Source organism: Serratia sp. PAMC26656, from assembly GCF_016469055.2.
Taxonomy (GTDB): domain Bacteria; phylum Pseudomonadota; class Gammaproteobacteria; order Enterobacterales; family Enterobacteriaceae; genus Serratia; species Serratia plymuthica.
Genome location: NZ_CP150486.1, coordinates 4,424,527 through 4,438,187, shown reverse-complemented (window position 1 = coordinate 4,438,187; position 13,661 = coordinate 4,424,527). Strand labels below are relative to the sequence as shown.

The 13,661-nt window shown below is 52.6% G+C and carries 9 protein-coding genes, 2 tRNA genes and 3 rRNA genes; 7 read left to right on the top strand and 7 right to left on the bottom strand.

Features of this window, described 5'->3' with window-relative positions; all coding sequences use genetic code 11:
- Window positions 1-38 precede the first annotated feature (38 nt).
- The 5 genes from tsaA to metN all read right to left on the bottom strand — a co-directional run bounded on the left by tsaA (window position 39) and on the right by metN (window position 3,815).
- Window positions 39-746 carry a tRNA (N6-threonylcarbamoyladenosine(37)-N6)-methyltransferase TrmO gene (gene tsaA, locus JEM67_RS21960; RefSeq protein ID WP_013814253.1) on the bottom strand — a complete coding sequence of 236 codons (708 nt, stop codon included), beginning with the start codon at window positions 744-746 and terminating at the stop codon, window positions 39-41.
- Window positions 743-1,147: an Rcs stress response system protein RcsF gene (gene rcsF, locus JEM67_RS21955; RefSeq protein WP_013814252.1), complete on the bottom strand. Its 405-nt coding sequence runs from the start codon at window positions 1,145-1,147 to the stop codon at window positions 743-745. The genes tsaA and rcsF overlap by 4 nt, the downstream gene beginning before the upstream one ends.
- A 114-nt stretch (window positions 1,148-1,261) precedes the next feature.
- The gene (locus JEM67_RS21950; RefSeq protein ID WP_199637654.1) at window positions 1,262-2,077 is read right to left on the bottom strand and encodes a MetQ/NlpA family lipoprotein; all 816 of its coding nucleotides are present in this window, start codon (window positions 2,075-2,077) and stop codon (window positions 1,262-1,264) included.
- A gap of 60 nt (window positions 2,078-2,137) precedes the next feature.
- On the bottom strand, window positions 2,138-2,791 hold the full coding sequence (locus JEM67_RS21945) for a methionine ABC transporter permease MetI (RefSeq protein ID WP_006327515.1): 654 nt from the start codon (window positions 2,789-2,791) through the stop codon (window positions 2,138-2,140).
- Window positions 2,784-3,815, bottom strand: a complete 1,032-nt coding sequence (gene metN, locus JEM67_RS21940) for a methionine ABC transporter ATP-binding protein MetN (protein ID WP_013814250.1) — start codon at window positions 3,813-3,815, stop codon at window positions 2,784-2,786. Before metN ends, JEM67_RS21945 begins: the two co-directional genes overlap by 8 nt.
- Before the next feature lie 187 nt (window positions 3,816-4,002).
- Between metN and gmhB the strand changes: the two genes are divergently transcribed.
- From gmhB to JEM67_RS21905, 7 genes are all read left to right on the top strand, one after another.
- Window positions 4,003-4,566 carry a D-glycero-beta-D-manno-heptose 1,7-bisphosphate 7-phosphatase gene (gmhB, locus tag JEM67_RS21935; RefSeq protein ID WP_062868361.1) on the top strand — a complete coding sequence of 188 codons (564 nt, stop codon included), beginning with the start codon at window positions 4,003-4,005 and terminating at the stop codon, window positions 4,564-4,566.
- Window positions 4,567-4,958: 392 nt separating this feature from the next.
- A 16S ribosomal RNA gene (locus JEM67_RS21930) occupies window positions 4,959-6,500 on the top strand.
- A 103-nt stretch (window positions 6,501-6,603) separates the two neighbouring features.
- Window positions 6,604-6,680 (top strand) — tRNA-Ile (locus tag JEM67_RS21925).
- Window positions 6,681-6,803: 123 nt separating this feature from the next.
- Window positions 6,804-6,879, top strand: a tRNA-Ala gene (locus tag JEM67_RS21920).
- Between the two features lie 205 nt (window positions 6,880-7,084).
- Window positions 7,085-9,994: ribosomal RNA gene (locus JEM67_RS21915) — 23S ribosomal RNA — on the top strand.
- 108 nt (window positions 9,995-10,102) lie between these two features.
- A 5S ribosomal RNA gene (gene rrf, locus JEM67_RS21910) occupies window positions 10,103-10,218 on the top strand.
- Together the 16S, 23S and 5S rRNA genes with 2 tRNA genes alongside form the textbook arrangement of a ribosomal RNA operon.
- 247 nt (window positions 10,219-10,465) lie before the next feature.
- Window positions 10,466-11,776 (top strand): MFS family transporter, encoded by a 1,311-nt coding sequence (locus tag JEM67_RS21905; RefSeq protein WP_233527754.1) that lies wholly within the window; start codon window positions 10,466-10,468, stop codon window positions 11,774-11,776.
- Window position 11,777: 1 nt separating this feature from the next.
- Here the strand turns inward: JEM67_RS21905 and JEM67_RS21900 are convergent, their stop codons facing one another.
- Together JEM67_RS21900 and pssA are read right to left on the bottom strand one after the other, a co-directional pair.
- Window positions 11,778-12,110, bottom strand: a complete 333-nt coding sequence (locus JEM67_RS21900) for a YfiM family lipoprotein (RefSeq protein WP_199636692.1) — start codon at window positions 12,108-12,110, stop codon at window positions 11,778-11,780.
- A gap of 79 nt (window positions 12,111-12,189) precedes the next feature.
- Window positions 12,190-13,545 (bottom strand): CDP-diacylglycerol--serine O-phosphatidyltransferase, encoded by a 1,356-nt coding sequence (gene pssA, locus JEM67_RS21895; protein WP_199636693.1) that lies wholly within the window; start codon window positions 13,543-13,545, stop codon window positions 12,190-12,192.
- Between the last annotated feature and the right edge of the window lie 116 nt (window positions 13,546-13,661).

Below are 13,661 nucleotides of genomic sequence, written 5' to 3'. Positions count from 1 at the left end.
CAGTGCGAGCGGGTTGTCAAAAGAGAGACGGTGGAATTTTAACGCAGGTCGAGTGACAACACCTCGGTTTGCAGATCCACCACCCGCCAGCGCACGTTGAAATCCAGCAGCCAAACCGCATAATCCCGTTCCGCTTCTTCTCCCTTTCGGTAGGCCGGACGTGGATCCTGGGCCAGTACCTGGGTGATAAAACGCCGCAGTTGCGGATAGCGTTGTTGGTGCTGCTGTAGCTGTTGTTCAGCCTCGGAGGTAAAACGCACTGGCATATCGCCGGCGGGCGCCGTCTGAGCAAATCCGGCGCGGGCCTGAGGTTGGCTTTCGGCAAACGGCAGGTAGGGTTTGATATCCACCACCGGCGTGCCATCAACCAGATCCAGGCTGCCCAGCTCCAGCACCACTTCGCCCCCTTGAACACGCACGCCTTTTAATTCGATTAACGACATGCCGAGCGGGTTAGGGCGGAAGGTGGAACGGGTGGCAAAGACGCCCATCCGGGCATTGCCGCCCAAGCGCGGTGGCCGCACGGTGGGGCGCCAGCCGCCTTCCAGGGTTTGATGGAAAATAAACATCACCCACAGATGGCTGAAATCGCTGAGGCCGCGTACTGCTTCCGCCTGATTGTAGGGCGGCAGCAGCAGCAACTCACCGCCACCGTCTTCGACTAACCCCGGTTGGCGAGGTACGGCGAACTTTTCTTTATACGGTGAACGGATGGTTCCGATCTGATTGAAGACAAACTCGGTCATTTGGACGAAACGTTAAGCGCTGAACCCTGGCAAATAGCCTGTTGGTAGCAACCTGCAACGCCGCCGACAATCTGACAGTCGTGCAGCAGCACGGCGTTTGCTTTCATGTAAGACGCGCGGATCTGCATGCGTTTACGGGCCGTTGCCAGATTTGGCGGTGAGTCCTGTACGGTGGCCTGGCATGACTCGCCAGAGACTTCACCCAGATCGCGGAAAGGTTTACCCACTAACTCTTCTGCACTTTTATACAGTTTTACCGGCGCTGGACGTGCCGCGGGCGTTGTCTTTGTCGGTGTGGTTACAGTCGGTTTGCTGGTGTTGTTTGTTGAGGAGGGCGCGATACGCTGCGACGAACACCCTGCCAGCGCGAGCGCTAACAAACAGAGAGATAAAACACGCATTGAGATTCCTCTGTCTTTTATAGAAGTGGCGCTATTGAAGCAATCTACGGCGGAAATAACAAGACGGGCCGGAGCCCGTCTTGCAATTATAGGAATAAAATCGGTAATTAATGATTACCAGCCTTTTACTGCACCACCGTTAAAGATCTTGTTGGCCGCTTCGTTAACTTCGTCAGACTGATATGCCTGCACGAATTTCTTCACGTTTTCTGCGTCTTTGTTGTCTTCACGGGCAACCAGCAGGTTAACGTACGGCGAGTCTTTATCTTCAACAAACAGACCGTCTTTTGCCGGAGTCAGACCGATCTGGCTGGCGTAGGTCGTGTTGATCACAGCCAGTGCGATTTGCTGATCGTCCAGGGAGCGTGGCAACTGTGGCGCTTCCAGCTCGACCAATTTCAGGTTTTTCGGGTTCTCGGTCACGTCCAGCACGGTCGGCAGCAGGCCAACGCCGTCTTTCAGTTTGATCAGGTTAACTTTCTGCAGCAGCAGCAAAGAACGGCCCAGGTTGGTCGGGTCATTCGGCAGGGCAACCTGGGAACCGTCTTTCAGCTCATCCAGGGATTTGATTTTCTTGGAGTAACCGGCAATCGGGTAAACGAAGGAATTACCTACCGATACCAGTTTATAGCCGCGATCCTTGATTTGCTGATCCAGATACGGTTTGTGCTGGAAGGCGTTCAGATCGATATCGCCTTTGCTCAGCGCTTCGTTTGGCAGCACGTAGTCATTGAACGTCACCAGTTCAACGTCCAGACCGTATTTCTCTTTCGCCACTTTCTGCGCTATTTCAGCAACCTGCTGCTCAGAACCGACGATAACGCCCACTTTAATATGGTTTGGATCTTTTTCTTCCTGACCGCAGCCTGCCAGAGCCAGAGTACCGATCAGTGCGCCGATTGCCGCGATGGATTTAAATTTTAACGACATATCCCTTCCTCATTAGACTCGCATTAAAAATACGCTGTGTGAGCGCAGTTGCTGTAAAAACTATTTGTGGGTGACGGCTTTCACGATGCGATCGCCACCGAACTGAATCAGATAGACCAGCACCACCAGTAATACTAATACGGTATTCATTACTGTGGCGTTATAACCGATATAGCCATACTGATAACCGATCTGGCCCAGGCCGCCGGCGCCAACTGCGCCGCCCATGGCAGAATAACCCACCAAGGTAATCAGGGTAATGGTCGCTGCATTCACCAGGCCTGGCAGGGCTTCCGGCAACAGGACCTTTTTAATGATTTGCATCGGGGTAGCCCCCATCGCACGGGCTGCTTCTACCAGGCCGGATGGGATCTCCAGCAGGGCGTTTTCCACCATACGGGCGATAAACGGCGCGGCGCCCACGGTCAACGGGACGATGGCCGCCTGCAGGCCGATCGAGGTGCCGACGATCAGGCGGGTAAACGGAATCATCCACACCAGCAGGATGATGAACGGGATGGAACGGAACACGTTCACCAGCCCGGACAGGGTTTTATACAGCGTATTGTTGGCGACGATTTGCCCTGGGCGGGTCACATACAGCAGCACGCCAACCGGCAGGCCGAGCACGAAACCGAAGAAGCCGGAGACAAAGGTCATCGCGACGGTTTCCCACACGCCACGTGCCATTAACCACATCATTGCCTCAGACATAACCCAGAACCTCTACTTTTACCTGATTTTCCTGCAGGAATTTAATCGTTGCCTGCGCGTCTTCGTCGCTGCCGTGCAGCTCTGCCAGCATCACGCCGAATTTCACACCGCCGGCATAATCCATCTGGGCGCTGATGATGTTGTTATTGACGTTGAAGCGGCGAGCGGCTTCTGACAGTAAAGGTGCATCAACGGACTGGCCGGTGAACTCCAGGCGCAGCAGAGGTTGACGGCCGCCACTGCGTTCCGGTGTCAGGCGCTTGGCATAGTCATCTGGGATGTCCAGGTGCAGGGTAGCTTGAATAAACTGTTGGGCCAGCGGCGTTTTCGGGTGCGAGAACACTTCGCTGACGCTGTCTTTTTCAATCAGCTGTCCCTGGCTGATGACTGCTACCTGATCGCAGATGCGTTTCACCACGTCCATTTCATGGGTGATCAACAAGATGGTCAGGCCGAGGCGGCGGTTAATGTCTTTCAGCAGTTCCAGAATCGAACGGGTAGTCGCCGGATCCAGCGCGCTGGTGGCTTCGTCACACAGCAGCACTTTGGGTTGGCTTGCCAACGCGCGAGCAATCGCCACGCGCTGCTTTTGGCCACCGGACAAATTGGCAGGATAGGCATCGTGTTTGTCTGACAGCCCAACTAGCTCCAATAATTCGGTCACCCGTTTTTTTATTTCAGCGCGCGGGGTGTTGTCCAGCTCCAGCGGAAGCGAAACGTTGCCAAATACCGTGCGGGAGGACAGCAGATTAAAGTGTTGGAAAATCATGCCAATCTGACGGCGAGCGCGTGTCAATTCGCTTTCAGACAGCGAGGTCAGATCCTGTCCGTCAACCAACACCTGGCCGGAGGTTGGGCGCTCAAGCATGTTGGCGCAGCGGATCAGCGTACTTTTACCGGCACCGGAAGCACCGATAACGCCATAGATTTGCCCGGCAGGGACGTGAAGAGTCACGTCAGAGAGCGCATGAATAGAGCGCGAACCCTGCTGGAACACTTTGGTGATGTTAGAAAGTTTAATCATATTCTTCTTATTTTAGCGTGGTTGCCCGTGGCTAGATAAAAGTAAACCTTGGCGTGGACCAAGGTATGGGTCAGATGTTAAGGCGTCTAGACGTCCAAGTCAACGGCCAACACCGTTCTCTGCCGTTCTCAGTACCGGGTAAAACATGCGATACTGTACGCGTTTTCAGGCCCTCAGGAGTAAACCGGTGACACAAAGCGTTCCAGCAATTTTCCTAGATCGTGATGGCACGATTAATGTCGATCATGGCTACGTCCATGAAATCGATGACTTCCATTTTATTGATGGCGTGATTGACGCCTGTCGCGAACTTAAAAAGATGGGCTTTGCTCTGGTATTGGTCACCAACCAATCCGGCATTGCGCGCGGCAAGTTCGACGAAAAACAGTTTATGTACCTGACCGAGTGGATGGACTGGTCGCTGGCCGATCGCGATGTTGACCTGGATGGCATCTATTTCTGTCCGCATCACCCAGAGGCAGTAATAGAAGAGTACCGCCAGACGTGTGACTGCCGTAAACCGCAGCCGGGTATGTTGCTGCAGGCACAGCAAGAACTGAACATCGACATGGCCTCTTCTTATATGGTGGGTGACAAACCGGAAGATATGCAGGCTGCTATCGCGGCAGGTGTTGGTACCAAAGTGCTGGTGCGTACCGGCAAGCCGGTCACCGAACAGGGCGAGAAACTGGCGGATTGGGTGTTAAACAGCCTGGCGGAGCTGCCGGAAGCCATCAAAAAGCGGGTTTAGTAGGCGTTATGCATGAATAGTGAGCGGTCAGAAAAAAAGTGAATATTAATCCTTGTCATTCTGAGCCGGCTCCCTATAATGCGCCTCCATCGACACGGAACATGTGAACAACTTCACAGAGTCTCCGGGGTTCGAAGAGAAAAAATCCTGAAAATTGGGGTTGACTCTGAAAGAGGAAAGCGTAATATACGCCACCTCGAGATAGCAAGCTACGGCGGCTAACTCACTGCTCTTTAACAATTTATCAGACAATCTGTGTGGGCACTCCACAAGACGATATCCAGTACCTTCGGGTACGAAAAAATATCAAGTCTTGAAGAGTGACTACTGAAGTAAAATTCATTTAGTAACCTTTGAGCATCGCTTCACGAGTTGAAGCAAATCGAACTTTTAAATTGAAGAGTTTGATCATGGCTCAGATTGAACGCTGGCGGCAGGCCTAACACATGCAAGTCGAGCGGTAGCACAGGAGAGCTTGCTCTCTGGGTGACGAGCGGCGGACGGGTGAGTAATGTCTGGGAAACTGCCTGATGGAGGGGGATAACTACTGGAAACGGTAGCTAATACCGCATAACGTCTACGGACCAAAGTGGGGGACCTTCGGGCCTCACGCCATCAGATGTGCCCAGATGGGATTAGCTAGTAGGTGGGGTAATGGCTCACCTAGGCGACGATCCCTAGCTGGTCTGAGAGGATGACCAGCCACACTGGAACTGAGACACGGTCCAGACTCCTACGGGAGGCAGCAGTGGGGAATATTGCACAATGGGCGCAAGCCTGATGCAGCCATGCCGCGTGTGTGAAGAAGGCCTTAGGGTTGTAAAGCACTTTCAGCGAGGAGGAAGGGTAATGTGTTAATAGCACATTGCATTGACGTTACTCGCAGAAGAAGCACCGGCTAACTCCGTGCCAGCAGCCGCGGTAATACGGAGGGTGCAAGCGTTAATCGGAATTACTGGGCGTAAAGCGCACGCAGGCGGTTTGTTAAGTCAGATGTGAAATCCCCGCGCTTAACGTGGGAACTGCATTTGAAACTGGCAAGCTAGAGTCTTGTAGAGGGGGGTAGAATTCCAGGTGTAGCGGTGAAATGCGTAGAGATCTGGAGGAATACCGGTGGCGAAGGCGGCCCCCTGGACAAAGACTGACGCTCAGGTGCGAAAGCGTGGGGAGCAAACAGGATTAGATACCCTGGTAGTCCACGCTGTAAACGATGTCGATTTGGAGGTTGTGCCCTTGAGGCGTGGCTTCCGGAGCTAACGCGTTAAATCGACCGCCTGGGGAGTACGGCCGCAAGGTTAAAACTCAAATGAATTGACGGGGGCCCGCACAAGCGGTGGAGCATGTGGTTTAATTCGATGCAACGCGAAGAACCTTACCTACTCTTGACATCCAGAGAATTCGCTAGAGATAGCTTAGTGCCTTCGGGAACTCTGAGACAGGTGCTGCATGGCTGTCGTCAGCTCGTGTTGTGAAATGTTGGGTTAAGTCCCGCAACGAGCGCAACCCTTATCCTTTGTTGCCAGCGATTCGGTCGGGAACTCAAAGGAGACTGCCGGTGATAAACCGGAGGAAGGTGGGGATGACGTCAAGTCATCATGGCCCTTACGAGTAGGGCTACACACGTGCTACAATGGCGTATACAAAGAGAAGCGAACTCGCGAGAGCAAGCGGACCTCATAAAGTACGTCGTAGTCCGGATTGGAGTCTGCAACTCGACTCCATGAAGTCGGAATCGCTAGTAATCGTAGATCAGAATGCTACGGTGAATACGTTCCCGGGCCTTGTACACACCGCCCGTCACACCATGGGAGTGGGTTGCAAAAGAAGTAGGTAGCTTAACCTTCGGGAGGGCGCTTACCACTTTGTGATTCATGACTGGGGTGAAGTCGTAACAAGGTAACCGTAGGGGAACCTGCGGTTGGATCACCTCCTTACCTAATGATATTGATTCGAGTGGCGTGCTCACACAGATTGTCTGATGAAATGAAAGAGAGCATAAGGCTTAATCTTATCGGTTAAGTCTTAAAGCACCTTGTCGGGTCTGTAGCTCAGGTGGTTAGAGCGCACCCCTGATAAGGGTGAGGTCGGTGGTTCAAGTCCACTCAGACCCACCAATTCCCTCCTATCCTGCGTTGTCGACTCACATGTTTACGTCAGTAAACGTTGTAAGCCTTCGCTTTGACGAGAAGCGAATTGGCGAAGGTAGTAGACAGGGTGTAAAAATGCTTTTCTGATATGGGGCTATAGCTCAGCTGGGAGAGCGCCTGCCTTGCACGCAGGAGGTCAGCGGTTCGATCCCGCTTAGCTCCACCATATCAAAAAATCTTAAAACTGATTCGTAAGAGTCACGTTTAAGATATTGCTCTTTAACAATCTGGAACAAGCTGAAAATTGAAACATGACAGCTGAAACTTATCCCTCCGTAGATGTATTGGGGTAAGGAGTAACCTGTCATAGAGTCTCTCAAATAAACAGCACGACAGTGTTTTCTGTTTACAGAAACACCTTCGGGTTGTGAGGTTAAGTGACTAAGCGTACACGGTGGATGCCTAGGCAGTCAGAGGCGATGAAGGGCGTGCTAATCTGCGAAAAGTGTCGGTAAGGTGATATGAACCGTTATAACCGGCAATACCCGAATGGGGAAACCCAGTGCAATCCGTTGCACTATCATACGATGAATACATAGTCGTATGAGGCGAACCGGGGGAACTGAAACATCTAAGTACCCCGAGGAAAAGAAATCAACCGAGATTCCCCCAGTAGCGGCGAGCGAACGGGGAACAGCCCAGAACCTGAATCAGTTTGTGTGTTAGTGGAAGCGTCTGGAAAGTCGCACAGTAAAGGGTGATAGTCCCGTACACTAAAATGCACATTCTGTGAGTTCGATGAGTAGGGCGGGACACGTGACATCCTGTCTGAATATGGGGGGACCATCCTCCAAGGCTAAATACTCCTGACTGACCGATAGTGAACCAGTACCGTGAGGGAAAGGCGAAAAGAACCCCGGCGAGGGGAGTGAAATAGAACCTGAAACCGTGTACGTACAAGCAGTGGGAGCCTACTTTGTTGGGTGACTGCGTACCTTTTGTATAATGGGTCAGCGACTTATATTTTGTAGCAAGGTTAACCGTATAGGGGAGCCGTAGGGAAACCGAGTCTTAACTGGGCGAATAGTTGCAAGGTATAGACCCGAAACCCGGTGATCTAGCCATGGGCAGGTTGAAGGTTGGGTAACACTAACTGGAGGACCGAACCGACTAATGTTGAAAAATTAGCGGATGACTTGTGGCTGGGGGTGAAAGGCCAATCAAACCGGGAGATAGCTGGTTCTCCCCGAAAGCTATTTAGGTAGCGCCTCGTGAACTCATCTTCGGGGGTAGAGCACTGTTTCGGCTAGGGGGCCATCCCGGCTTACCAAACCGATGCAAACTCCGAATACCGAAGAATGTTATCACGGGAGACACACGGCGGGTGCTAACGTCCGTCGTGAAGAGGGAAACAACCCAGACCGCCAGCTAAGGTCCCAAAGTCATGGTTAAGTGGGAAACGATGTGGGAAGGCATAGACAGCCAGGATGTTGGCTTAGAAGCAGCCATCATTTAAAGAAAGCGTAATAGCTCACTGGTCGAGTCGGCCTGCGCGGAAGATGTAACGGGGCTAAACCATGCACCGAAGCTGCGGCAGCGACGCTTAGGCGTTGTTGGGTAGGGGAGCGTTCTGTAAGCCGTTGAAGGTGGCCTGTGAGGGTTGCTGGAGGTATCAGAAGTGCGAATGCTGACATAAGTAACGATAAAGCGGGTGAAAAACCCGCTCGCCGGAAGACCAAGGGTTCCTGTCCAACGTTAATCGGGGCAGGGTGAGTCGACCCCTAAGGCGAGGCCGAAAGGCGTAGTCGATGGGAAACAGGTTAATATTCCTGTACTCGGTGTTACTGCGAAGGGGGGACGGAGAAGGCTAGGCTAGCCGGGCGACGGTTGTCCCGGTTTAAGCGTGTAGGGGGAGAGAATTGGTAAATCCGTTCTCTTATTCAACCCTGAGGCGTGATGACGATGCACTACGGTGCAGAAGTAGTTGATGCCAAGCTTCCAGGAAAAGCCTCTAAGCATCAGGTAACACAGAATCGTACCCCAAACCGACACAGGTGGTCAGGTAGAGAATACCAAGGCGCTTGAGAGAACTCGGGTGAAGGAACTAGGCAAAATGGTGCCGTAACTTCGGGAGAAGGCACGCTGGCGCGTAGGTGAAGAGACTTGCTCTTGGAGCCGAAGCCAGTCGCAGATACCAGCTGGCTGCAACTGTTTAATAAAAACACAGCACTGTGCAAACACGAAAGTGGACGTATACGGTGTGACGCCTGCCCGGTGCTGGAAGGTTAATTGATGGGGTCAGCCGCAAGGCGAAGCTCTTGATCGAAGCCCCAGTAAACGGCGGCCGTAACTATAACGGTCCTAAGGTAGCGAAATTCCTTGTCGGGTAAGTTCCGACCTGCACGAATGGCGTAATGATGGCCAGGCTGTCTCCACCCGAGACTCAGTGAAATTGAACTCGCTGTGAAGATGCAGTGTACCCGCGGCAAGACGGAAAGACCCCGTGAACCTTTACTATAGCTTGACACTGAACATTGAGCCTTGATGTGTAGGATAGGTGGGAGGCTTTGAAGCGTGGACGCCAGTCTGCGTGGAGCCAACCTTGAAATACCACCCTTTAATGTTTGATGTTCTAACTCGGCCCCGTAATCCGGGGTGAGGACAGTGTCTGGTGGGTAGTTTGACTGGGGCGGTCTCCTCCCAAAGAGTAACGGAGGAGCACGAAGGTTAGCTAATCACGGTCGGACATCGTGAGGTTAGTGCAAAGGCATAAGCTAGCTTGACTGCGAGAGTGACGGCTCGAGCAGGTACGAAAGTAGGTCTTAGTGATCCGGTGGTTCTGAATGGAAGGGCCATCGCTCAACGGATAAAAGGTACTCCGGGGATAACAGGCTGATACCGCCCAAGAGTTCATATCGACGGCGGTGTTTGGCACCTCGATGTCGGCTCATCACATCCTGGGGCTGAAGTAGGTCCCAAGGGTATGGCTGTTCGCCATTTAAAGTGGTACGCGAGCTGGGTTTAGAACGTCGTGAGACAGTTCGGTCCCTATCTGCCGTGGGCGTTGGAAGATTGAGAGGGGTTGCTCCTAGTACGAGAGGACCGGAGTGAACGCACCACTGGTGTTCGGGTTGTCATGCCAATGGCATTGCCCGGTAGCTAAGTGCGGAAAAGATAAGCGCTGAAAGCATCTAAGCGCGAAACTTGCCTCGAGATGAGTCTTCCCTGGGCCTTTAAGGCCCCTGAAGGAACGTTTAAGACTAAGACGTTGATAGGCTGGGTGTGTAAGTGCAGCGATGCATTGAGCTAACCAGTACTAATGATCCGTGAGGCTTAACCTTACAACACCGAAGGTGTTTTAGAGAGATTAGTGTAGATTTTCAGCGAAGTTCCGAGATTGGTTTCAATGGCGACACGAGAGTGAAGCGGTTGGAATGAAACAGAATTTGCCTGGCGGCAATAGCGCGGTGGTCCCACCTGACCCCATGCCGAACTCAGAAGTGAAACGCCGTAGCGCCGATGGTAGTGTGGGGTCTCCCCATGCGAGAGTAGGACACTGCCAGGCATCAAACCAAGTCGAAAGCCTCATGCGAAAGCATGGGGCTTTTTGCTTTGCAAAAAACCGACTGTAATCTCCTCTTGTTTTCATGTCACTATTTAATATTCATCACAAAAACCGCGTTTTGCCCCTCGTTTCATCACATATCCTTCGCCCGCGATCAGGTTTAATTGTTAACTTAAACATAACAACAAAGTAATAATTAAACGGCGGGACGCCGACTTCACTGCTTATCTGGCTCGGAGAAGACAATATGACAGAAACAACCTCGGCCATTGGGGATGGGGATGCCGCCGAACTGGCGGTTCAGGATAAAAAACAGCGTATTTTCGCTATCGTTGGGGCTTCATCGGGAAACCTGGTGGAGTGGTTCGATTTTTACGTTTACTCTTTCTGTTCGATCTATTTCGCCGCCTCGTTCTTCCCCGCCGGTAACAGTACAACCCAGTTGCTGCAGACCGCTGGCGTCTTTGCTGCGGGCTTTTTTATGCGCCCGATTGGCGGTTGGCTGTTCGGTTATATCGCGGATAAACATGGCCGTAAAAATTCGATGTTGATTTCGGTCTGCATGATGTGCGCCGGATCGCTGGTGATCGCCTGTTTGCCGACCTACGATTCGATTGGCAGTTGGGCACCGGTGTTGCTGTTGGTGGCTCGGTTGTTCCAGGGCCTTTCCGTGGGGGGCGAATATGGCACCAGCGCTACCTACATGAGTGAGGTGGCGATCAAGGGAAAGCGCGGGTTCTATGCTTCATTCCAATACGTGACGCTGATTGGCGGCCAGTTATTGGCGCTCTTGGTGCTGGTAGCGTTGCAGCAAATTCTTTCTACAGAAGAGCTGAAAGCTTGGGGTTGGCGTATTCCATTTGCGCTGGGCGCAGTGTTGGCTGTGGTTGCGCTGTACCTGCGACGTTCACTGAATGAAACGTCCGATGCGAAAACCAGAAATCATAAAGATGCCGGTTCGTTGAAAGGTCTGTGGAAAAACCGTAAGGCGTTTCTGATGGTGCTGGGCTTCACCGCCGGCGGTTCATTAAGTTTCTATACCTTCACCACCTATATGCAAAAATACCTGGTGAATACCTCAGGTATGGACGCCAAGTTGGCCAGCGGCATCATGACCGCCGCGTTGTTTATCTACATGCTATTGCAACCGCTGGTAGGTGCGTTCTCGGACAAGATTGGCCGCCGTAGTTCAATGCTGGTCTTCGCTTCGTTTGCCACATTGATGACGGTACCTATTCTGATGACGCTGAAAAACGTGTCCAACCCTTATGCGGCATTCGGATTGATAGTTCTGGCGTTGTTTATCATCAGTTTTTACACGTCGATCAGCGGGCTGTTGAAAGCGGAAATGTTCCCGCCGGAAGTGCGTGCGCTGGGTGTTGGGCTGTCTTATGCGGTAGCAAATGCGATGTTTGGCGGCTCTGCGGAGTATGTTGCCTTGTCGCTGAAATCGTTCGGTGTGGAGAACGCCTTCTTCTGGTATGTCTCCGGCATGTGCCTGCTGGCACTGATCGTTTCGCTCAAGTTGCATCGCAAGGGGAAAGAGGTCCAGCTATAAATCAGCGAGTGGCGTGATACAGACTATAGCCGGTCGCCGCACCTGCCACATCCCAGGCAAAATCTTTCCAGCTCCAGCCGGTACCGCCTTCGCGGCTGTCATACAGCTCTTTGGCGGCACCGAGCCCAATTGAGAACATCAGGCCGAAGCTGCGGCTTCTGGCCTCATTCCAGTTTTGGTGATCACCATAAGCGGCGCCGGCGGCAGCAAAGGCCGCAGAGGCGACAAAATGCTGCGCCTTATCTTTACCCATCCAACTGTCGTTTGCCAGATGAGTGCAACCACTGGTGAACAGCAAAAAGGGCAGGATAAGCAAAGGGCGGAATGGGCGCATAATGAAAACATCCTGTTATCATGACATACAAAAAACCCCAGCATTGGCCGGGGTCTGTGATAGCTGAATTATAGCGGGATTACAGTATACGGCTAATCAACCGGTCAATACGGATACGGCGCAGACGACGGATCAGTTTGCGCACTTTGACCGGATACTGCTGAATTGTTTGTAATTCAAGGTAGTTGCCCACTACGGTGGTATGGGTGCGGATACACTCCAGCTCTTTGTGGCGTTGCTCGCGCATCTCCTGTTTCGGATCGTGGATCAGAATGGCGTTCTCCAGATCCAACCGCCAGGCACGCGGATTAAGGTTGTTACCCGTGATCAACTGCCACTCGTCATCTACCCACATGCCTTTCAGGTGATAGCTATTATCGCCGTCTTTCCACAGGCGCACGATCAACTGGCCGGTATCGATATAACGCTGCAGGCGACTGAGAAAGCGTCGTAGGTTAATTTCGTAGAGGTAGGGCAGCGCACCGATAATTTTGAACGGCTGATCTTCCGGAATGTAAAAGTCGTTGGCCGTTTTGTCGCCGACGATGATTTCAACCTGTTTGCCCTCGCGCAGCAGATAGATGATATTGCGCACCAGCAGCGCCGGCAGGTTGAAATAAGGGGTACACAGCGTCAGCTTTTGATCGGCGCAGGACATCAGATGATGAATGGTTTTATTCAGCACGCTCTGTTTACCCAGCCCAACCAGCGGCGTTACCGCCAGCTCATCGTTGCCCGCCGTGTTGCGGAACTGATAGCCGGCCCGGCGAAGGCTGAAGCGGAATAAACGCGTTTCGTTTTTGATCTCCGGGCTTTTCGGCCGATCGTCGCGATCCAGACGCTGTACCGCGCCAGCGGCCAGCAGGTGCTGTTTGATGTAATCGATCAGGGCATTGGCCAACGCGCCATTAGTGATCAACTGATAACGATCGTAACGGTATTTCTCATGCTGATGCAGGTAAACGTCATTGATACTGGCACCGCTGTAAATAACGGTATCGTCGATAACAAAGCCCTTCAGGTGCAGCACACCCAAGGCTTCACGGGTATTTACCGGCACGCCGTATATCGGCACTTGCAGCCCCGGATGCTGGTCTGCCATTGAGCAGTACCAGTCGGCATTGGTATTGGCGGCCGCGGCGCCAATGCGCCCACGCTGGGCTCGATGCCAGTCAACCAAGATGCAAATCTCCAGCTCCGGACGCCGTTGCTTTGCCTGATAAAGCGCATTGAGAATGTCACGCCCGGCGTCGTCATGCTCCAGATACAGAGCGACCAGATAGATGCGTTGGGTGGCGTTAGCGATCAATTCCAGCAGCGTAGTGCGGTAATCAGACGGCGCGTACAGGGTACGTACGTCAGCTACCGTCTGGGGGAGTTTTGGCAGTTGTGCAAGGTGTTGTTGATGTTTGCTACGTTTAAATTTTGACAACATCACAGTGCGCTTCTTCTCTCATGATTAGATGGCCGGAACGCCAAATACGTAAAAACAATGAATCGAATAATCGGGCGATAATACCACTAGTTGCCTCGATTGTGCGTATGTTTTGG

Bases quoted from the DNA above. Each gene is read 5' to 3' on its own strand.
- pssA (WP_199636693.1), bottom strand. From the start codon at position 13,545: ATGTTGTCAAAATTTAAACGTAGCAAACATCAACAACACCTTGCACAA.
- JEM67_RS21900 (WP_199636692.1), bottom strand. From the start codon at position 12,110: ATGCGCCCATTCCGCCCTTTGCTTATCCTGCCCTTTTTGCTGTTCACC.
- JEM67_RS21905 (WP_233527754.1), top strand. From the start codon at position 10,466: ATGACAGAAACAACCTCGGCCATTGGGGATGGGGATGCCGCCGAACTG.
- JEM67_RS21950 (WP_199637654.1), bottom strand. From the start codon at position 2,077: ATGTCGTTAAAATTTAAATCCATCGCGGCAATCGGCGCACTGATCGGT.
- rcsF (WP_013814252.1), bottom strand. From the start codon at position 1,147: ATGCGTGTTTTATCTCTCTGTTTGTTAGCGCTCGCGCTGGCAGGGTGT.
- metN (WP_013814250.1), bottom strand. From the start codon at position 3,815: ATGATTAAACTTTCTAACATCACCAAAGTGTTCCAGCAGGGTTCGCGC.
- tsaA (WP_013814253.1), bottom strand. From the start codon at position 746: ATGACCGAGTTTGTCTTCAATCAGATCGGAACCATCCGTTCACCGTAT.
- JEM67_RS21945 (WP_006327515.1), bottom strand. From the start codon at position 2,791: ATGTCTGAGGCAATGATGTGGTTAATGGCACGTGGCGTGTGGGAAACC.